We start from the raw sequence: 20,095 nt of genomic DNA on the forward strand, positions 1-20,095 counted from the left end.
TCTGTTCTTCCGTCAGTTAACAGAAGAAGAAATCTCTCAATTTACTGCCGTGTTTATACCGGATGACGGCTTCGCTTTATCCGGCCTACAGTTTCATTACGAATACTTCTTTGTTCGCCGCGTTGGCGCGGTATTCGCCGGATCGTCCGGCCAGACATGTTTGGGATAGCGCCCTTTCATCTCTTTTTGCACCTCACGGTACGATCCCTGCCAGAACGCGCTCAAATCACTCGTTACCTGCAGCGGTCGTTGGGCCGGAGACAGCAGTTCCAGCACCAGCGGCACGCGCCCCTCGGCGATGGTTGGGGTCTTCGCTTCACCAAACATTTCCTGCATCCGAACCGCCAATACCGGAGGGTTATCCTCATGATAGCGAATGGCAATCCGGCTTCCCGTCGGCACAGTGTAATGCGCTGGCAGTTCACTATCCAGACGTTGCAGCATTGACCAATCCAGCAAACCGCGCAACGCCTGACCCACATTTAGCGCTTTTAACGCGCGTAGCGAATGCACACCGCTCATGTGCGGCAGCAGCCAGCTCTCCAGCGTCGCCAGCAGAGAATCCTCATCTACCGCAGGCCAGTTATACTCTGACAACCAGTTTGCCGCACATTGCAGACGCAGGCGAAACTGCTCGGCTTCCGGCGTCCAGTTGAGCACACTTAGCCCTTTATCGCGAATGCCGTTCAACATCGCCAGGTGCAACTCCTCTTCCGAGGGTTTGGCCAGCGCCTGTACTTTTACCGTTAGCTGGCCAATGCGCGACCGACGCAATGCTTTTAACGTTCCCTGAGTTTCATCCCATTCGATGGTGTCAGATTGTTGTAGCAGTTCAGGGCATGCCTGTATCAGCGCTTCGATATCCAGCGGCAGAGCCAGCAGAATACGCGCATCCGGCGAAGCGCTGCCCTGCAGTAGCAGCGGCGCAATTAGCCATTCATGGCGTCCGGAGGCGTCATCGGCATCCAGCATTGCCCCCATGCCATTCGCCAGTTGATAGCGCCCTTCCTGCCCGCGCCGACGCGCGATCCGATCGGCAAACGCCTGCGCCAGTAATGAGGGGAGCAGCGCGCTGTCCGGCTGTCCGCTGCGAACGTTAAGCCGTTTCAGTAATTGTTGACTGCGCTGCTGCCAGGCGGGCTGATTTCGTGAAAACGCTACAGCCAGATCGGTACTGCCACCGCGCGGCGGCTCTTCCAGAATCGCAGCCAGTTTTGCCGCCGTTGCCGCTTCATTGTCATTGTTGGCGCTAACCAGCATAGCCGCTAAACGGGGGTCGTTACCCAACGTCGCCATTTTCCGCCCCGTGGCGCTGAGCCTGTCACCCTCAAGCGCCCCCAGCATCTGCAGCAGCCGCTTTGCCGCCTGCAGGTTGATGGCGGGCGGGGTATCCAGCCAGTTCAGTTGCTCAGGGTCGGTGCATCCCCATTGCAGCAACTCCATCAGCAGTCCGGACAGGTCGCTCTGTAAAATCTCCGGTTCTCCCTGCGCCGCCGCTCTTTCCGCCTGCTCTTTGGCAAGCAAATGTAGGCAGATACCGGGTTCCAGACGGCCCGCGCGTCCCGCTCGCTGGGTCATCGAGGCCTGGCTTATGCGTTGGGTAATTAGTCGCGTCAAACCGGTACGCGCGTCATAGCGCGCCACGCGCTCCTGGGCGCTGTCCACCACCAACCGGATGCCTTCGATCGTTAAGCTGGTTTCGGCAATATTGGTCGCCAGCACCACTTTGCGCTTGCCTTGCGGAGCGGGCAAAATCGCCTGACGCTGCTCGGCAAGCGTCAGCGCGCCGTACAGTGGGCACAACAACACATCGCTGCCCACACGCGTTGCCAGTTGCTCCTGCACGCGCTGGATTTCCCCTACACCCGGTAAAAACAGCAGCAGCGACCCACTTTCATGGCGCAGGAGTTCTGCCGTCGCTACCGCTACCGCTTCAGCAAAACGCAGATGCGCCGCCAACGGCTGATATCGTCGCTCAACGGGAAATGCGCGGCCTTCAGAAACGATCGTCGGCGCATCGGGCAACATCTGCTGCAAACGTCCGTTGTCCAAAGTGGCGGACATGATCAACAGTTTCAGATCGTCACGCAGCCCATGCTGCACATCCAGCAACAGCGCCAGCGCCAGGTCGGCCTGCAAACTCCGTTCGTGAAATTCGTCGAGGATGACCAGTCCAACGCCCGTCAATTCGGGGTCGCGCTGGATCATGCGTGTCAGAACCCCCTCCGTCACCACCTCAAGGCGGGTCTGCGGCCCTACGCAGCTTTGCGCACGCATGCGATACCCCACGGTCTCGCCAGGCTTTTCATTCAGCAATTCCGCCAACCGCTGCGCCACATTGCGTGCTGCCAGACGCCGCGGCTCCAGCAAAATAATCCGTCCCTTGATACCGCGATGTTCAAGGAGTCGCAACGGCAGCCAGGTTGATTTTCCGGCACCGGTCGGCGCCGTCAGCAAAACCTGCGACGAGGCATCAAGGGCGGTAAGTAGTTCAGGCACTACGGCGGCAACGGGCAACGACGTCACAAATGACTCCAGAGGGTTAACATTCTTCGCGCTGCATTGTAGCATCGCGTTAATTCATAACCGAGTATCCATCATGTCTGAGCCAAAAAGGCTGTTCTTTGCGATTGAATTGCCTGGCGAGGTTCGGGAGCAGTTAATCCACTGGCGGGCCGCGCAGTTCCCCCCTGAAGCGGGTCGTCCCGTCGCCGCCGATAATCTGCATCTGACGCTCGCCTTTTTGGGCGACGTCAGCGCTGAGAAGCAGCATGCGTTAACGCAGCTTGCAGGGCGTATTCGCCAGCCGGGTTTTACGCTCAAACTCGACGATGCCGGGCAATGGCTGCGCTCGCGAGTCGTGTGGTTGGGAATGCGTCAGCCGCCGCGCGGGCTGCTGCAGTTGGCGAACATGTTGCGGGCACAAGCCGCACGCAGTGGGTGCCACCAGAGCCCGCAGCCTTTTCACCCGCATATCACGCTGCTGCGTGACGCCGGTCACGCGGTATCTATCCCTCCGCCAGGGTTTGGCTGGTCGTTTCCGGTAACGGAGTTTGGGCTTTATTCCTCCTCATTCATGCGAGGACGCACGCGTTACACGCAGTTGCAACGCTGGACGCTGACTGAATAATCAAAGGAACTGTTCATGCAATTTTCTCCACCTTTACAACCTGCAACGCTCATTCAGCGCTATAAGCGTTTTTTAGCGGATGTGATCACACCGGATGGCACAACGTTAACGCTACACTGCCCCAATACGGGAGCGATGACCGGCTGCGCAACGCCGGGAGATACTGTCTGGTATTCGACATCAGAAAATACTAAACGAAAATATCCACATACCTGGGAATTAACGCAAACCCAATCCGGTGCACTTATTTGTGTTAACACGCTGTGGGCCAATAGATTAACGAAAGAGGCTATTCAGCGTTCGTTAATTTCGGAAGTTTCAGACTACAGCACCTTGAAAAGTGAAGTAAAATACGGCGCCGAAGGGAGCCGCATCGACTTTTTGTTACAGGCGGATTCCCGACCTGACTGCTATATTGAAGTGAAATCAGTCACGTTGGCGGAAAAAGATCAGGGTTATTTTCCCGATGCCATCACTGAACGAGGTCAGAAACATCTTCGGGAATTGATGAGCGTAGCGGCCGAAGGCAAGCGCGCGGTGATATTTTTCGCGGTGTTGCATTCAGCCATTACACGGTTTTCACCCGCGCGCCATATCGATGCAAAATATGCGCAATTATTAGTTGAAGCACAGCTTAAGGGGGTAGAAATTCTGGTTTATAAAGCGGAACTTTCTGCCCATGGTATGACTCTTAAAGAGCCGTTGCCCATTACCTTGTAATGGTGTAAATATTCGGTTAATTAGTATTCTGGGCGCGTGGGCAAATACGCTTTTCCTCACAGGGTTGTCAAGTGTTACGTTTAGATAATTGCTATCCGGAAAAGCATCTGCTATTTATAGCGACCTGATTTTTCCCCCGAACATGGGGATCGATAGTGCGTGTTAAGGAGAAGCAACATGCAAGAAGGGCAAAACCGTAAAACATCGTCCCTGAGTATTCTCGCCATCGCTGGGGTGGAGCCGTACCAGGAGAAACCGGGCGAAGAGTATATGAACGAAGCCCAGCTGTCGCACTTCAGGCGTATTCTTGAGGCATGGCGTAATCAACTTAGGGATGAAGTTGATCGCACCGTATCTCATATGCAAGACGAAGCGGCTAACTTCCCTGATCCGGTGGACCGCGCCGCACAGGAAGAAGAATTCAGCCTTGAGCTGCGTAACCGTGATCGTGAGCGCAAACTGATCAAAAAGATCGAGAAGACGCTGAAGAAAGTAGAAGACGAAGATTTCGGCTACTGCGAATCATGCGGCGTAGAAATTGGTATTCGCCGTCTGGAAGCGCGTCCGACAGCCGATCTGTGCATCGACTGTAAAACGCTGGCAGAAATCCGCGAAAAACAAATGGCAGGTTAATTCCGGTCATTTTTACCACGTTTACTACAGGCGGGAGCTTCTCCCGCCTTATTATTTGTTAGCCCGCAAAATGAGCGATTCACATTATATTGGCCGCTTCGCCCCTTCCCCCTCTGGCGAACTCCATTTTGGTTCACTGATTGCCGCCCTCGGGAGTTACCTGCAGGCCCGTGCTCGTCGCGGAATCTGGCGGGTACGCATTGAAGATATTGACCCCCCTCGTGAAGTTCCCGGTGCTGCAGACACGATTCTGCGTCAGCTGGAACATTACGGACTGCACTGGGATGGCGATATTTTATGGCAATCCCAGCGTCATGACGCCTACCGCGAGGCGCTGGCCTGGCTGCATCAGCAGGAACTGAGCTATTACTGCACCTGTACGCGCGCGCGTATTCAAAGCGTCGGCGGCATTTACGACGGTCATTGCCGTGAGCTACGCCACGGGCCTGAACAGGCGGCGGTCCGCATTAAGCAACGCCATCCGGTGATGCAGTTTACGGACCAACTGCGCGGTGTGATTCTGGCTGATCCGCGTCTTGCGAAGGAAGATTTTATTATTCACCGTCGCGACGGGCTGTTTGCCTATAACCTCGCGGTGGTGGTAGACGACCACTTCCAGGGCGTGACGGAAATTGTGCGCGGTGCCGATCTTATCGAACCGACGGTACGGCAAATTTCGTTGTATCAACAGTTCGGCTGGCAAGCGCCGGACTATATTCATCTGCCGCTGGCGCTCAACGAACAAGGCGCTAAACTTTCAAAACAAAATCATGCACCTGCACTGCCGCAAGGCGATCCACGCCCGGTGATTGTTGCTGCGCTGCGCTTTCTCGGCCAGCACTCCGATATCCCGTGGCAGGAGATGCGCGTGGATCAGATTCTCACGTTTGCCATTGAAAACTGGAGTCTGACAGCGGTGCCAGAATCGGCGATCGTAAATCCGCCATTCTCAAATGCATCATGCTGAGCTATGATTAGCCGCTATTTTTACACAGCAACACTTGTTCTGATTGAAGTTTGACACTACCGAGGTGCACTATTTTTACCCGAGTCGCTAATTTTTGCCGCAAGGTGCTAAGCCGCGAGGAGCGCGAGGCCGAGCTCGCCGTCGCCCGTCCACATATGACGGTAATCCCGCGTGAGCAGCACTCTATCTCCCGCAAAGATATCAGTGAAAATGCCCTGAAGGTAATGTACAGGCTCAATAAGGCCGGATACGAGGCATGGCTGGTTGGCGGAGGCGTACGCGATCTTTTGCTGGGCAAAAAGCCGAAAGATTTTGATGTCACGACTAACGCCACGCCAGATCAGGTGCGAAAACTGTTTCGTAACTGTCGTCTGGTTGGTCGCCGTTTCCGTCTGGCCCATGTCATGTTTGGCCCGGAAATTATCGAAGTGGCAACTTTCCGTGGTCATCATGAAGGCAGCGAGTCCGATCGCACAACCTCACAGCGCGGACAAAACGGTATGCTGCTGCGCGACAACATCTTCGGCTCCATCGAAGAAGATGCCCAGCGTCGCGACTTCACGATTAACAGCCTGTATTACAGCGTGGCCGATTTCACCGTACGTGATTACGTTGGTGGCATGCAGGATCTCGAAGAGGGCATCGTTCGCCTGATCGGTAATCCGGAAACGCGCTACCGCGAAGACCCTGTACGTATGCTGCGGGCCGTGCGCTTTGCCGCCAAGCTCGACATGCGTATCAGCCCGGAAACCGCTGAACCAATCCCGCGTCTGGCAACACTGCTTAACGATATTCCCCCCGCACGCCTGTTTGAAGAAGCGCTCAAACTGTTACAGGCGGGCTATGGGTATGAAACCTATAAAAAACTGCGTGAGTACAGCCTGTTCCAGCCGCTGTTCCCCACCATTACGCGCTATTTCACCGAAGACGGTGACAGCCCAATGGAACGCATCATCGCTCAGGTGCTGAAGAATACCGATAACCGCATCCACAATGATATGCGCGTTAACCCGGCGTTCTTATTCGCCGCCATGTTCTGGTATCCGTTACTGGAAGCTGCGCAGAAAATTGCCCAGGAAAGCGGTCTGGCTTACTACGATGCCTTCGCACTGGCGATGAACGACGTACTGGATGAAGCCTGCCGCTCGCTGGCGATCCCGAAACGTCTGACCTCGCTGACCCGTGATATCTGGCAGTTGCAACTACGCATGTCTCGTCGCCAGGGCAAACGCGCCTGGAAGCTGATGGAGCATCCGAAGTTCCGCGCCGCTTACGATCTGCTGGCCCTGCGTGCCGAAGTGGAAAACAACGCTGAACTGCAGCGTCTGGCGCAGTGGTGGGGAGAATTCCAGGTTTCAGCACCGCCGGAACAAAAAGGCATGCTCAACGAACTCGACGAAGAACCAGAACGCCGTCGTCATCGTCGCCCGCGTAAACGCGCCCCGCGCCGTGAAGGTTCCGCGTGACCATCGCCTATATCGCTCTCGGCAGTAATCTGGCCTCTCCTCTGGAGCAGGTTAATGCTGCCGTAAAAGCGATTGGCGACATTCCCGACAGCCGTATCGTCGCTGTTTCCTCCTTTTACCGCACACCGCCATTAGGCCCACAGGATCAGCCAGATTACCTGAACGCTGCCGTGGCGCTGGAAACCACTCTCGCTCCCGAAGAATTGCTTAATCATACCCAACGTATTGAGCTGCAACAGGGACGCGTACGTAAAGCCGAACGCTGGGGGCCGCGCACTCTGGACCTCGATATTATGCTGTTTGGCGATGAAGTGATTAACACCGAACGTCTGACCGTGCCGCACTACGACATGAAAAACCGTGGTTTTATGCTGTGGCCGCTCGCTGAAATCGCACCTGAGCTTATCTTCCCGGAGGGTATCAGCCTGCATCAGCACCTCACCCATCTTGGTGCAGCAAAACCTGCACACTGGTAAAGTATCCTCTCCCCTTCAGCGTTTACTACTTTAGTGCCAAACGGTTGCTTAAAACAATTGCCCCCCTGAATGTGACTGTTAGAATGCCGATAAATATGACTTTCATCATCAGGAAATGTTATGAAACCCACCACCATTTCACTGCTGCAGAAATGCAAGCAAGAGAAAAAACGCTTCGCGACCATTACCGCCTACGACTACAGCTTCGCTAAGTTATTTGCCGACGAAGGCATTAATGTGATGCTGGTTGGCGACTCGCTGGGCATGACGATTCAGGGGCATGACTCCACCCTACCGGTTACCGTTGAAGATATTGCTTACCACACTCGTGCCGTACGTCGTGGCGCCCCCAACTGTCTGCTGCTCTCCGACCTGCCATTTATGGCTTACGCCACGCCGGAACAAGCATTTGAAAACGCCGCGGTGGTGATGCGGGCGGGCGCTAATATGGTCAAAATTGAAGGCGGCGCCTGGCTGGTGGATACGGTAAAAATGCTCACCGAACGCGCCGTACCGGTTTGCGGTCATCTGGGATTAACACCGCAGTCGGTGAATATTTTCGGCGGCTATAAAATTCAGGGCCGCGGCGACGCCGGGCAGGTATTGCTGGATGACGCGCTGGCCTTAGAAGCCGCTGGCGCTCAGTTGCTGGTGCTGGAGTGCGTGCCGGTTGAGCTGGCGAAGCGCGTCACCGAAGCGCTGTCGATTCCGGTTATCGGTATCGGCGCTGGTAACGTCACCGATGGACAAATCCTCGTCATGCACGATGCCTTTGGCATTACCGGTGGCCACATCCCGAAATTTGCGAAGAATTTCCTCAATGAAGCAGGCGACATGCGCGCCGCAGTGCGGCAGTATATGGCTGAAGTGGAGTCCGGCGTTTATCCGGGCGAAGAACACAGTTTCCACTAATTTTTCAGGCCATATATCGGCCTGAAAAGCGTAGCGCCATCAGGCGGTTCGCTGCATGTTGCCGGATGGCGGCGTAAACGCCTTATCCGGCCTACGGTTCCTCAGGCAACTCAAGGAGTCTTGTCGTGTTAATCATTGAAACCCTGCCGCTGCTGCGCCAGCATATTCGTCGTCTGCGTCAGGAAGGCAAACGCGTCGCTCTGGTTCCCACCATGGGCAACCTGCACGACGGCCATATGAAGCTGGTCGATGAGGCAAAAGCGCGGGCTGATGTGGTGATCGTCAGCATTTTCGTCAACCCGATGCAGTTTGACCGACCGGACGATCTGGTGCGCTATCCACGCACGCTGCAGGAAGATTGTGAAAAGCTGAACAAGCGTAAAGTCGATTATGTTTTTGCGCCAGCCGTTGAGGAAATCTACCCGCAGGGGCTGGAAGGCCAGACGTTCGTTGAAGTTCCCGGTCTCTCCACCATGCTGGAAGGCGCCAGCCGTCCAGGCCATTTCCGTGGCGTTTCCACTATCGTCAGCAAGCTGTTTAACCTGATCCAGCCAGATATCGCCTGCTTTGGCGAGAAAGATTTCCAGCAGCTCGCGCTGATCCGCAAAATGGTGGCGGATCTGGGTTATGACATTGAGATCGTTGGCGTGCCGATTATTCGCGCCAAAGACGGTCTGGCGCTTAGCTCACGTAACGGCTATCTGACCGCAGAGCAGCGAAAAATTGCGCCGGGTCTGCACAAAGTGATGAACGGCATCGCTGAAAAGCTGCTTGCTGGCCATCGTGACCAGGAAGAGATTATTGCCATTGCCGAGCAGGAACTGAATGAAAAAGGCTTCCGTGCCGACGATATTCAGATTCGTGATGCCGACACGCTGCTGGAGCTGACGGAAACCAGTAAACGCGCGGTGATTCTGGCCGCCGCCTGGCTGGGTCAGGCACGTCTGATCGATAATCAAAGCGTTACATTAGCCCAGTAGACAGGGGTTAAAAATCAGGCAATACTGCCTGAGAATTTCTCAAAGCAGGCCAGTAGTGCCTGCTTAGCCAAGGTAAACGACAGGGTATAGAAGTTATGATTCGCACCATGCTGCAAGGCAAGCTCCACCGCGTAAAAGTCACGCAGGCGGACCTGCACTACGAAGGCTCCTGCGCCATCGACCAGGATTTCCTCGATGCCTCTGGTATTCTGGAAAACGAAGCTATTGATATCTGGAACGTGACCAACGGTAAACGTTTCTCAACCTACGCGATTGCGGCTGAACGCGGCTCCAGAATCATCTCGGTGAACGGCGCAGCGGCACACTGTGCTGAAGTCGGCGACATTGTGATTATCGCCAGCTTCGTCACCATGTCTGATGAAGAAGCCCGCACCTGGCGTCCGAAAGTGGCCTACTTTGAAGGCGACAACGAAATGAAGCGCACCGCGAAAGCCATTCCGGTACAGGTTGCCTGACAGCCCTTACCCCTGCGGCTGATTACTTATCAGCCGCGACATCGTCTCCAGCGAATCCGTTCTTAAAATATAAAGTCTTTTCAATAAGAACGGATTATCCCCCGGTTTAACCTTCCCTCTCACCGTGGTGACCGCCATGTGGAATCCCGCGTCGCCTGCCCCTTTTACTGCCGTGGAGTTATAGCCGCCAAACGGATACGAAAGATAAAGAACGTGAGGGTTAAACTGAGACAACGCCCGACGCGAACGGGCGAAATCAAACAGAATATTATGATAGCTGCGACTCAGCAGGATTGGCCGGTGATTCGCATCAACCCGATGTAAAAAATGGGTATGCGACTGGAAGTCGAACACGTCCCTGATCTCATTCAGTTCCGCGATGCTCATAAACTGCAGTGATTTCGGATCCCACTTCTGCGGGTGGCGCTTGATACGTGAGGAGATAATAAACGCCGTTGCCTTCATGCCGTGCTGCTTCAGAATCGGGTAAGCATAACGACTCACCGACTTCAGACCATCATCAAAAGTCAGCACCACCGCCCGCGCCGGGAGATTCATATTGTTGCGAACATAGCCTTCCAGTTGGTACATCGTCAACGTGGTGTAGCCGCGGTCCTGTAGCCAGGCCATCTGGTTGCTGAAGGCGCGTACGGAGGTTGTCGTGGAGGTGTGACGAAAACGGGTATTCTCTTCATCGCGCAGAATATGGTGATAGGTTAATACCGGGATACCGTTGTCTTCCTGCGCATCCAGAGCGCTGATATAGGCCAGTCTGCCGCCAATACGGATCTGGTACCAGGTTTGGTTGAGACGGTCTTTAAGCTTGCTGATAACCGGATAACGCAGATTATCCGCCAGCACGCCAAACGGGGCGCTACCAACATCCGGAGCGTTATAAACCGGCGTATCTTTCCAGGTGATCAGGCTTTGGTTGCTGAGGGGTTTATTGAGATCGCCCAGACCATCGTCGACTTTCTGCCGCCCCTGCACAGGCTCCAGATGCCCCTTATCAATAAACCCGGTACCAAAACCAAAGGTAAATTCGTAATAGTCTGCCGCAATTGGCTCAACGGCGAGGATCTGCCCGGCGCGAATATTTCCTACCGTCACCATCTTGTTGCCAATCTGCGCCCACACGGCGGCCGCTTCGGTGGTTTGCATGTAGCGAGCAGGCAAAGCCGCAGCTATGCGGCCAGAAAACAGGAGCAATAAAACAAGCAGAACGCGCATCACCATATGAGATAACCGAGGCGAGAAACCCCGGCTATTGTAGCAAAAGCGCCATCAATACCAATGATTAATACTCATACAAATCATGCTTCAACACGAAGGGGGGATTTTTCTGTTGTTGATGCCAGAGGCTAGAGACTTCGGGCCCGCCAAGCGCAACGATGCTATCACGAAACGCAGAACTGCTCATCGATTCCCGCGACGAAAGCATTCGCTCAAGCAATGGATAACTGATACCTGAAATCACTTCACACTGGGGATGTTTATGGCTCATTAACGAAGCCACGCGGTAAGGCGCGGCCCCGGCCATATCCGTCAGGAATATCACACCCTCGCCAGAGTCTGTAGCATGCAGGGCATGGCACATCATGCGACTTAGCATATTCGAGCTAAGCCCACGCCAAAAACTCACCGCCTGGCATTGAACCAACGGGCCGTACTTTTTCTCCAGACGATGCAGCATATCCTGTGCCTTATCATCATGACAGGTAATTACCCAACCTAGCATTGCCTACCTCCTTAGCAGGCAAGTAGTTTATCAGGGTGATAAATCCGTAATGGTGATAAGCATCAAAAGTCTTCCTCTCCCGGGTAAGGAGAGGAAGAAAGACTTAGCTGCGCAGGCCGCGTCCGCGCTGAATCAGGTACCAGCACAGCAAATAAAACGCCGCGATAAACACCACCAGCACGCCAAAGGTCGTGACCAGCGGAACATCGTGGATCCCCAGGAAGCCGTAACGGAAACCGCTAATCATGTAGACAATCGGGTTCAGATGGGACAGTCCCTGCCAGAACGGCGGCAGCAACGTTAACGAATAGAAAACGCCGCCCAGATAGGTCAGCGGAGTCAGCACGAAGGTTGGGATCAGGCTGATATCGTCAAAGGTTTTAGCGAAAACCGCGTTCAACAGACCGGCCAGCGAAAACAGCACCGCTGTTAACACCAGCGTAAGCGCCACAAAGACCCAGGAATGCACCTGGAACGGCACGAAGAACAGCGAAATCGCTGTTACCAGGATCCCTACACACAGGCCACGCGCCACGCCGCCGCCAACAAAACCGGCGATGATCACGTGCGTCGGTACCGGAGCGACCAGTAACTCTTCAATGTTGCGTTGAAACTTGGCGCTGAAGAATGACGATGCCACGTTGGCGTACGAGTTGGTAATTACCGCCATCATAATCAGCCCTGGCACGATAAACTGCATGTAGCTAAAACCATGCATTTCGCCGATACGCGAGCCGATCAGGTTACCAAAGATAATAAAATAGAGCGTCATAGTAATGACGGGAGGAACCAGAGTCTGAACCCAGATTCGCATAAAGCGGTGGATCTCTTTCGCCCAGATGCTTTTCAGCGCAACCCAATAAAGCTGCATCATGCGCGATCTCCTTGTTTTTCATGCACCAGAGAAACAAACAGTTCTTCCAGTCGGTTCGCTTTGTTTCGCATACTCAATACCTGAATGCCCTGGGCGCTCAGCTGTGAAAACACGCTGTTGACCCCCTGTTCACGCAGTACTTCCACTTCCAGCGTGGAGGTATCCACCAGCCGGTATTGATAGCCCTCCAGTTTTGGCAGCGGGCTTTTCGGCGCCAGATCGAGAATAAAGGTCTCGGATTTCAGCTTAGAGAGCAGGCTCTTCATCGAGGTGTTTTCCACCAGCTCGCCGTGCTGAATAATGCCGATGTTGCGACACAGCATTTCCGCTTCTTCGAGATAGTGAGTGGTCAGAATAATCGTGGTGCCTTTGTCGTTTAAATCCTTTAAAAAACCCCACATTGAACGACGCAGCTCAATGTCGACCCCCGCAGTCGGTTCATCAAGGATGAGTAATTTAGGCTCGTGCATTAGTGCGCGGGCAATCATCAGACGGCGTTTCATCCCGCCGGAGAGCATGCGCGCGCGCTCGTTACGCTTTTCCCATAAATCGAGCTGCTTTAAATATAGTTCGCTGCGTTTGACCGCCTCTTTATACTCAACGCCGTAATAACCCGCCTGGTTGACTACGATCTGCTGCACGGTTTCAAACGGGTTAAAGTTAAACTCCTGCGGTACCAGACCAAGCTGGCGTTTCGCATTAACGGTATCTTTTTCAAGATCGTATCCGAAGACGCTCACCCGCCCAGAGGTTTTATTCACCAGCGAGCTGATTATCCCGATGGTGGTGGACTTGCCTGCGCCATTCGGTCCCAAAAGCGCATAAAAATCCCCCGCTTCGACTTGCAAATCTATTCCGCGTAACGCCTGAACGCCACCGGGATAGGTTTTTTTAAGTTGTTGAAGTTCCAGAGCAATGGTCATGGTTTTTTACTTACCTTACATTCTAATGCTTGATATTTGGTTTTAATAAATCAGGAGTTAACCTATATTAGCGCAACGCAATTCAATTGGTTACAGCCTCCATGAAAGACATAGATACACTCATCAGCAACAACGCGCTATGGTCAAAGATGCTGGTAGAAGAGGATCCCGGATTTTTTGAAACGCTGACTCACGCACAAAATCCGCGCTTTTTATGGATTGGATGTTCCGACAGTCGCGTTCCCGCAGAACGTTTAACCGGTCTTGAGCCGGGTGAATTATTTGTTCACCGTAATGTTGCCAATCTGGTTATTCACACCGACCTGAACTGTCTCTCAGTGGTTCAGTATGCGGTGGATGTGCTGGAAGTGGAACATATTATTATTTGCGGCCACTATGGATGTGGTGGCGTACAGGCAGCTATTGAAAATAAAGAACAGGGGCTGATTGATAACTGGTTACTGCATATTCGCGATATCTGGTTTAAACACAGTTCACTGCTGGGTGAAATGCCGCAGGAACGTCGCATTGACACCCTGTGCGAACTGAATGTAATGGAGCAGGTCTACAACTTGGGCCACTCAACCATCATGCGTTCAGCCTGGAAGCGCGGTCAGAAAGTTACCATTCACGGCTGGGCTTACGGTATTCATGATGGCCTGCTGCGCGATCTGGACGTCACCGCCACCAGTCGCGAGACGCTGGAGCAGCGCTATCGCCAGGGGCTGTCTAACCTCAGCCAGAAACATACCAATCACAAGCAGATACCAACAAGCGGCAGCGACGCTTAAGTCGCTTTTCGGCCTGCGGGGAAGTATCGTGCAGGCCGAATAAGCAAAGCGCCATCAGGCGCTCCCGACATTACTCGTCCAGCAGCACCACTTTGCCAACGTACGGCAGATGGCGATAACGCTGGGCATAGTCAATGCCATAGCCGACAACAAACTCATCTGGGATAGAGAATCCGATAAACTCAACCGGAACATCCACTTCACGACGGGTAGGTTTGTCCAGCAGCGTACAAATAGCCAGGGATTTCGGCTCGCGCAGGCTCAGAATCTCACGCACTTTGGACAACGTGTTACCGGAGTCGATGATGTCTTCGACAATCAGCACGTCCTTGCCACGAATGTCTTCATCCAGGTCTTTCAGGATTTTAACATCGCGCGTGGTGGACATTCCGCTGCCATAGCTGGAAGCAGTCATGAAATCGACTTCGTGGGAGACATGCACTTCACGGCACAGGTCGGCCATAAACATAAATGAGCCGCGTAACAGACCAACCAGCACCATATCGCTGCCGCTGTCCTTGTAACGTTCGTTAATCTGACGTCCCAGTTCAGCAATACGCGCTTTGATCTCCGCTTCCGGGATCATGACTTCAACAGTATGTTTCATATCTCTAACCATATGATTTAAAAACAAATCACTCAATGCTAACTTTTAATAAGCCAGCATCTAAGCGCAAGGCACGCAGTATACCAGCAAAAGCATTCATACGCGGCATCTGTTGATAAAGTTCATAATGTGACGTTTATCACGCGTTTTAGCTCCTATAATTAACTGCTATTAAAGAAATAACACCTGTGATGGTATTTTTTATGGCAAATAACAACGTACGTTCTCAACGGCTTATCGTGACCCTGAGCGCCCTGTTTGCGGCACTTTGTGGACTATATCTCCTGATTGGTGGAGGCTGGCTGGTCGCCATCGGTGGCTCCTGGTATTACCCGATCGCGGGCCTTGCCATGCTCGGTGTGGCTCTCCTGCTGTGGCGCAGTAACCGTTCCGCCCTTTGGCTGTATGCCGCCCTGCTTCTCGCCACCATGATTTGGGGCGTCTGGGAAGTCGGCTTTGATTTCTGGGCGCTGACGCCGCGTAGCGACATCCTGGTCTTCTTTGGTATCTGGCTTATCCTGCCTTTCGTCTGGCATCGCCTGATTATCCCTTCCAGTGGCGCAGTAGCGGCGCTGGTGGTGGCCCTGCTGATTAGCGGCGGTATCCTGACCTGGGCTGGCTTCAACGACCCACAAGAGGTTCACGGCACGCTGAGTGCAGATACCTCTCAGGCCGATGCAATCTCAGCGGTTGCCGACGAGGATTGGCCGGCTTACGGTCGCAATCAGGAAGGTCAACGCTACTCACCGTTAAAACAAATTAACGCTGACAACGTTCATCAGTTGAAAGAAGCCTGGGTATTTCGTACCGGGGATTTAAAACAACCCAACGATCCCGGTGAAATCACCAATGAAGTCACGCCAATAAAAGTGGGGGATACTCTTTATCTGTGTACCGCCCATCAGCGGCTGTTCGCCCTGGATGCGGCCAGCGGGAAAGAGAAGTGGCATTTCGATCCCCAACTCAATACCAATACCAGCTTCCAGCACGTAACCTGTCGCGGCGTTTCTTATCATGAAGCCAGACCGGATACAGCTTCTGCAGAGGTGATGGCCGACTGTCCGCGCCGCATCCTTTTGCCGGTCAATGATGGTCGACTGTTTGCCTTGAATGCCGAGACCGGCAAGCTGTGCGAAACCTTCGCCAATAAAGGTATTTTGAATCTGCAGACCAATATGCCGGATACCTCACCGGGCCTGTACGAACCGACGTCTCCCCCGATAATCACCGATAAAACTATCGTTATTGCCGGGTCGGTAACCGATAACTACTCAACCCGCGAAACATCCGGGGTGATACGTGGTTTTGACGTCAATAACGGCAAGCTTCTGTGGGCGTTTGATCCCGGTGCCAAGGATCCTAATTTCATCCCGTCAGATGAACATACCTTCACCTTTAACTCACCCAACTCTTGGGCGCCTGCGGCCTACGACGCTAAGCTGGATCTGGTGTATCTGCCCATGGGCGTTACCACGCCGGATATCTGGGGCGGTAACCGCACACCGGAACAGGAACGTTACGCCAGCGCCATTCTGGCGTTAAATGCCACGACCGGGAAATTGGCCTGGAGCTATCAGACCGTTCACCACGATCTGTGGGATATGGATTTACCGGCACAGCCAACCCTGGCGGATATCAACGTCAATGGAGAGAAAATCCCGGTCATTTATGCCCCGGCAAAAACCGGTAATATCTTTGTGCTCGACCGCCGTAATGGTGAACTGGTGGTGCCTGCCCCGGAAAAACCGGTGCCGCAAGGTGCAGCCAAAGGTGATTATGTCAGCAAAACCCAGCCGTTCTCCGATCTCAGTTTCCGTCCGCAAAAAGATCTCAGTGGTGCGGATATGTGGGGCGCAACCATGTTTGATCAGTTGGTGTGCCGCGTAATGTTCCACCAGCTGCGCTATGAAGGCATTTTTACCCCGCCTTCAGAGCAAGGCACTCTGGTGTTCCCGGGTAACCTCGGCATGTTCGAATGGGGCGGCATTTCCGTTGATCCCAACCGTCAGGTAGCCATTGCCAACCCGATGGCGCTGCCGTTCGTTTCTAAGCTGATCCCACGCGGTCCCGGCAATCCGATGGAGCCGCCGAAAGATGCCAAAGGTACTGGCACAGAGTCCGGTATTCAGCCGCAGTACGGCGTACCATTCGGCGTAACGCTTAATCCATTCCTTTCACCATTTGGCCTGCCGTGTAAACAGCCAGCATGGGGCTACATTTCCGCCGTAGATCTGAAAACCAATCAAGTGGTATGGAAAAAACGCATTGGCACGCCACAGGACAGCATGCCATTCCCAATGCCGGTTCCGGTGCCGTTCAATATGGGGATGCCGATGCTGGGTGGACCTATCTCCACCGCGGGTAACGTGCTGTTTATAGCCGCGACTGCCGATAACTATCTGCGCGCATACAACATGAGCAACGGTGAAAAACTGTGGCAGGGTCGGCTTCCGGCAGGCGGCCAGGCAACGCCGATGACGTATGAAGTTAACGGTAAGCAATATGTGGTGATATCCGCCGGGGGCCACGGCTCATTTGGCACCAAGATGGGCGATTATATTGTGGCATATGCGTTGCCGGACGACGCGAAGTAAAATGGACAACGCCCGCTAATCAGCGGGCGTTTTTTTATTCAAACTTCAGTGACAGTAACGACGCTTTTGCGGCTTCCTGATACTGAGCCACCAGATCTTTGGTCATATTGAAGGAGACCTGCACCGCTTTTTCGTTTTGCGAGGTAATCAGCAGCATATTGAGAATTTCAGTATCCGGCGCTTGAGAACGGAAAGTAATCAGCCACGCTTTATGTCCATCAACCGTGACAGGTTCCGCCTGCGGCTTGAAATTGGTAAGCATCTTCAGCGTCGCATCCTTTGCCATATCCAACTGAGCGGCAGGCAACGCGTTGCGCCCGGCGGTAATACCTAGAGACGCTTTACCGCGTTCGTCACCGTAAATCACCTGAGGACGGTTTTCAGAAGGGTATTTGATTTTTGCCATTTCGTCCGGCATTGGCGTGAGCGTCTGCGGAATTTCGAGACTTAAATTCAGTTTTGAAATCTGTTGGCGTTCCATCTTCATCGCAGCCTGTGCCGAAACCGCCAGAAGCATAATAAAAGATGCCGTCAGTACTTTTCGCAAAAGGGTCATGAATACCTCGTGATGAGTGAGTAACCTCATCAGTATATGAATGCCTTTACTCGACGATAGAGTAATAATCCGTTTTTGAAATAAACATTTAGCGCATAGCGCCACCGCTATCCGCCGCTGTTTATACGGTAAAACCGAGCATCATCCCGGTATCCTCATGCTCTAACAAATGGCAGTGCGCCATATAGGCATGTTCCTTTGGCGCGTCGTGGTCAAATTTCACCAGCACCTCGCTCACGCCGCCCTCAACCCGCACCGTATCTTTCCATCCCGCGCGGTGCGCAGCAGGTGCTTTGCCATTTTCAGACAGAATACGGAACTGCGTGCCGTGAATGTGGAACGGATGCAGCATCATGTCGCCCTGACCGGAAATCACCCAGCGTTCGTGTTGACCTTTCGCCGCGGCAAACATCGGTTTATTCATATCAAACGCCTGACCATTAATCCGGTTGGCATTATGGAAATCGAATGTTCCATGCTTCATGTTGCCCATGTCACCATGCTGCATATTCCCCATCTCACCGTGGTTCATATTGCCATGCTTCATGCTCCCGTGGCCCATATTGTCATTATTCATATGGCCCATCATCTTGCCATGATCCATACCCGCCATAGCCTGAGCGCCGTACTTCTTCATCAACATTTGCATGCCCATCATGTCGAGCATTGGGTCCATCGATAATTGCAGTTTGCGCACCGTCAGCCCCTCAAGCGATGGCAGCGCCGGCATGGATGTCAGCGTACCCGGTAACGTGCCGGAAGCGGTAATCAGCAGCGGCTGAACGCGCATCACCGGATGCGGCTTATCAAATGGCGCAATCGCCATGCCCATCTGACCCACAGGCAGAGTGACCAGATCAAACGCTTTACCGTCGCTCACATCCACCAGCACTTCAAAGCGTTCGCCCATCAGCATAGGAAGTTCGGTTACTTTTACTGGCTCCGCCAACAGTCCGCCGTCGCTGGCAATAACGTACAAAGGACGATTGTCGCTGGCCGCGATATTCAGTGAGCGTGCGTTACAACCATTTAGCAGACGCAGACGCAGCCAACCGCGCGGTGCAGCATGCTGAGGATAAATCGCCCCATTGGTCAGCAGCGTATCGCCAAACCAACCGACGGCAGCGGTCATGATGTCCAGTTGATAGTTAACCTGACCATCAGCAGAGAACTGTTTATCCTGAATAATCACCGGCACATCATCAATGCCCCACTGCTTAGGCAGCAGCAGCTTGCGAATCTCTTCATCTTCAATCAGCACCAGTCCGGCCAGGCCCATCGCCACCTGATGACCAGTCTTCCCATGCTGATGCGGGTGGAACCAGCAGGTTGCCGCGCGCTGATCCGGTGTGAAGGTCACAGAACGTTTCCCACCCGCCGGAATAATACCTTGCGGGCCACCGTCGACTTCACCGGGGATTTCCAGCCCGTGCCAGTGCAACGTCGTCTCTTCGGCAAGCTGGTTATGGATATCCACCGTCACCGATTGCCCTTTACTCAGCTTGACCGCCGGCCCGAGCAAACTGCCGTTATATCCCCAGGTCGTGGCTGTTTTACCGGCAAAACTCGACTGTCCGGCTTGCACGATCAGCTGCATACGGTTAGAGGCATCTGCGGTTAACAGGTCTGGAATGGGTAATGCGGGACGGTCTGCAGCAAATACGCTCCGGCTCCACAGAGGTAACGCTGACGCGACGCCCAGCGCCACGGAGTACTTTAAAAAGTCACGACGTTGCATAATCACTTCCTTATATTCAGCAGCTTAAGCAGGCTATCTTTTAAGCATAAGCCCTCCCCTTACGGGAAGGTCAAGTAAACGGCTAATAATAAAGGTCGTCGCTTCGCTCGCAGTGTGCTAACGTTTAAATTCCGTGATGCAGTGGTAGAAGCAATGAAGACGTTTTTCAGAACCGTTTTGTTCGGCAGCCTGATGGCCGTATGCGCAAACAGCTACGCGCTTAGTGAGTCCGAAGCCGAAGATATGGCCGATTTAACGGCAGTTTTTGTTTTTCTGAAAAATGACTGTGGATACCAGAATTTGCCAAATGGGCAGATTCGTCGCGCACTGGTCTTTTTTGCCCAGCAAAACCAGTGGGACCTGAGTAATTACGACACCTTCAATATGAAAGCGTTGGGTGAAGACAGCTACCGCGACCTCAGCGGTATAGGCATCCCAACGGCCAAGAAATGCAAAGCGCTGGCACGTGACTCCCTGAGCCTGTTGGCTTACGTTAAATAATCTCTGGCACGAC

Annotated in this window: 20 protein-coding genes; 12 read left to right on the top strand and 8 right to left on the bottom strand. The window is 53.6% G+C overall.

What is annotated here, in order from left to right; all coding sequences use genetic code 11:
* Window positions 1–96: 96 nt before the first annotated feature.
* Window positions 97–2,526, bottom strand: coding sequence for an ATP-dependent helicase HrpB (gene hrpB, locus HV243_RS20350; RefSeq protein ID WP_053389226.1), 2,430 nt, complete (start codon window positions 2,524–2,526; stop codon window positions 97–99).
* Window positions 2,527–2,599: 73 nt separating this feature from the next.
* Between hrpB and thpR the strand changes: the two genes are divergently transcribed.
* The 9 genes from thpR to panD all read left to right on the top strand — a co-directional run bounded on the left by thpR (window position 2,600) and on the right by panD (window position 9,760).
* Entirely contained in the window at window positions 2,600–3,130 is a 531-nt protein-coding gene (gene thpR / locus HV243_RS20355) for an RNA 2',3'-cyclic phosphodiesterase (RefSeq protein WP_016155716.1), read from the top strand.
* A 15-nt stretch (window positions 3,131–3,145) separates the two neighbouring features.
* On the top strand, window positions 3,146–3,850 hold the full coding sequence (sfsA, locus tag HV243_RS20360) for a DNA/RNA nuclease SfsA (RefSeq protein ID WP_016151742.1): 705 nt from the start codon (window positions 3,146–3,148) through the stop codon (window positions 3,848–3,850).
* A gap of 177 nt (window positions 3,851–4,027) precedes the next feature.
* A complete protein-coding gene (gene dksA / locus HV243_RS20365) occupies window positions 4,028–4,483 on the top strand; it encodes an RNA polymerase-binding protein DksA (RefSeq protein WP_003018625.1) in 456 nt (151 codons plus the stop codon).
* 70 nt (window positions 4,484–4,553) lie between these two features.
* Window positions 4,554–5,450, top strand: coding sequence for a tRNA glutamyl-Q(34) synthetase GluQRS (gene gluQRS, locus HV243_RS20370; RefSeq protein WP_046275356.1), 897 nt, complete (start codon window positions 4,554–4,556; stop codon window positions 5,448–5,450).
* 71 nt (window positions 5,451–5,521) lie between these two features.
* The gene (pcnB, locus tag HV243_RS20375; protein ID WP_203457720.1) at window positions 5,522–6,916 is read left to right on the top strand and encodes a polynucleotide adenylyltransferase PcnB; all 1,395 of its coding nucleotides are present in this window, start codon (window positions 5,522–5,524) and stop codon (window positions 6,914–6,916) included.
* Window positions 6,913–7,392, top strand: coding sequence for a 2-amino-4-hydroxy-6-hydroxymethyldihydropteridine diphosphokinase (gene folK, locus HV243_RS20380; protein WP_016151739.1), 480 nt, complete (start codon window positions 6,913–6,915; stop codon window positions 7,390–7,392). The genes pcnB and folK overlap by 4 nt, the downstream gene beginning before the upstream one ends.
* Before the next feature lie 120 nt (window positions 7,393–7,512).
* Complete coding sequence (panB, locus tag HV243_RS20385; protein ID WP_003829230.1) at window positions 7,513–8,304, top strand: 3-methyl-2-oxobutanoate hydroxymethyltransferase; 792 nt, start codon at window positions 7,513–7,515, stop codon at window positions 8,302–8,304.
* A 125-nt stretch (window positions 8,305–8,429) separates the two neighbouring features.
* Window positions 8,430–9,284 carry a pantoate--beta-alanine ligase gene (panC, locus tag HV243_RS20390; RefSeq protein WP_016151737.1) on the top strand — a complete coding sequence of 285 codons (855 nt, stop codon included), beginning with the start codon at window positions 8,430–8,432 and terminating at the stop codon, window positions 9,282–9,284.
* A gap of 95 nt (window positions 9,285–9,379) precedes the next feature.
* Window positions 9,380–9,760 carry an aspartate 1-decarboxylase gene (gene panD, locus HV243_RS20395; RefSeq protein ID WP_000621526.1) on the top strand — a complete coding sequence of 127 codons (381 nt, stop codon included), beginning with the start codon at window positions 9,380–9,382 and terminating at the stop codon, window positions 9,758–9,760.
* Between the two features lie 6 nt (window positions 9,761–9,766).
* Here the strand turns inward: panD and HV243_RS20400 are convergent, their stop codons facing one another.
* The 4 genes from HV243_RS20400 to HV243_RS20415 form a co-directional block, all read right to left on the bottom strand.
* The gene (locus tag HV243_RS20400; RefSeq protein WP_053389227.1) at window positions 9,767–10,996 is read right to left on the bottom strand and encodes a polysaccharide deacetylase family protein; all 1,230 of its coding nucleotides are present in this window, start codon (window positions 10,994–10,996) and stop codon (window positions 9,767–9,769) included.
* Between the two features lie 61 nt (window positions 10,997–11,057).
* Complete coding sequence (locus HV243_RS20405; protein ID WP_016151735.1) at window positions 11,058–11,498, bottom strand: PTS sugar transporter subunit IIA; 441 nt, start codon at window positions 11,496–11,498, stop codon at window positions 11,058–11,060.
* Between the two features lie 103 nt (window positions 11,499–11,601).
* The gene (locus HV243_RS20410; RefSeq protein ID WP_003829467.1) at window positions 11,602–12,372 is read right to left on the bottom strand and encodes an ABC transporter permease; all 771 of its coding nucleotides are present in this window, start codon (window positions 12,370–12,372) and stop codon (window positions 11,602–11,604) included.
* The gene (locus HV243_RS20415) at window positions 12,369–13,295 is read right to left on the bottom strand and encodes an ABC transporter ATP-binding protein (RefSeq protein ID WP_046275357.1); all 927 of its coding nucleotides are present in this window, start codon (window positions 13,293–13,295) and stop codon (window positions 12,369–12,371) included. The genes HV243_RS20410 and HV243_RS20415 overlap by 4 nt, the downstream gene beginning before the upstream one ends.
* A 101-nt stretch (window positions 13,296–13,396) precedes the next feature.
* Here HV243_RS20415 and can point away from each other — a divergent pair, with 101 nt between their 5' ends.
* On the top strand, window positions 13,397–14,086 hold the full coding sequence (gene can / locus HV243_RS20420; protein ID WP_016151733.1) for a carbonate dehydratase: 690 nt from the start codon (window positions 13,397–13,399) through the stop codon (window positions 14,084–14,086).
* A gap of 70 nt (window positions 14,087–14,156) precedes the next feature.
* Here the strand turns inward: can and hpt are convergent, their stop codons facing one another.
* Window positions 14,157–14,693: a hypoxanthine phosphoribosyltransferase gene (hpt, locus tag HV243_RS20425; RefSeq protein WP_016151732.1), complete on the bottom strand. Its 537-nt coding sequence runs from the start codon at window positions 14,691–14,693 to the stop codon at window positions 14,157–14,159.
* A 203-nt stretch (window positions 14,694–14,896) separates the two neighbouring features.
* Between hpt and HV243_RS20430 the strand changes: the two genes are divergently transcribed.
* On the top strand, window positions 14,897–17,287 hold the full coding sequence (locus tag HV243_RS20430; protein ID WP_032931273.1) for a glucose/quinate/shikimate family membrane-bound PQQ-dependent dehydrogenase: 2,391 nt from the start codon (window positions 14,897–14,899) through the stop codon (window positions 17,285–17,287).
* A 34-nt stretch (window positions 17,288–17,321) separates the two neighbouring features.
* Here the strand turns inward: HV243_RS20430 and HV243_RS20435 are convergent, their stop codons facing one another.
* Entirely contained in the window at window positions 17,322–17,843 is a 522-nt protein-coding gene (locus tag HV243_RS20435; protein WP_016155709.1) for a hypothetical protein, read from the bottom strand.
* 121 nt (window positions 17,844–17,964) lie between these two features.
* On the bottom strand, window positions 17,965–19,581 hold the full coding sequence (cueO, locus tag HV243_RS20440; protein ID WP_053389228.1) for a multicopper oxidase CueO: 1,617 nt from the start codon (window positions 19,579–19,581) through the stop codon (window positions 17,965–17,967).
* Between the two features lie 153 nt (window positions 19,582–19,734).
* On the opposite strand from cueO, the gene HV243_RS20445 reads away from it, so the two are divergent.
* Window positions 19,735–20,082, top strand: a complete 348-nt coding sequence (locus HV243_RS20445; RefSeq protein ID WP_003018667.1) for a YacC family pilotin-like protein — start codon at window positions 19,735–19,737, stop codon at window positions 20,080–20,082.
* Window positions 20,083–20,095: the final 13 nt, after the last annotated feature.

Source organism: Citrobacter sp. RHBSTW-00599, from assembly GCF_013784065.1.
GTDB lineage: Bacteria > Pseudomonadota > Gammaproteobacteria > Enterobacterales > Enterobacteriaceae > Citrobacter > Citrobacter braakii.